Genomic DNA, 396 nt, shown 5'->3' with positions numbered 1-396 from the left:
CGCGATCACGATTTTGTGCAGATGAACGACCCCTGATCGTCCACGACCGCCACGCGCGGGCCTTCGGCGCGGAACAGCAAGGCGTTGGCCGGCACACTCAGATGTGCCTGTACCGCGCTGGGCAGCGCGAGTTGCACATAGGCACCCGGGCGCAGTTTGCCATCGGGATTCGGCAGGGCGGCTTCGATTTGCAGCGAGCGGGTCGCCACGTCGATGGCACCTGACACGTGCGTGATCTTGCCCTGGAAGTGTTCGCCGGGCAGCTCGGCCTGCGTCACCACGACGGACTGACCCACCGCCACGCCTTGCGCGTAGGCTTGCGGCACCTGAACGTACACGCGAAGCGGGTCGGTCTGCGCCAGCGAGAACAGCGCGCGGCTGCTGCCACTGCCGGCA

General features: G+C 67.2%; 1 pseudogene. It reads right to left on the bottom strand.

Going from position 1 to position 396, the window contains the following annotated elements:
• Positions 1-396, bottom strand: a pseudogene (locus CDV44_RS27245) (efflux RND transporter periplasmic adaptor subunit); the annotation flags it as partial.

Source organism: Pandoraea sp. PE-S2R-1 (assembly GCF_002179865.1).
GTDB lineage: Bacteria > Pseudomonadota > Gammaproteobacteria > Burkholderiales > Burkholderiaceae > Pandoraea.
The sequence above is the reverse complement of the archived record's forward strand: the minus strand, read 5'-3'. Positions and strand labels throughout refer to the sequence as shown.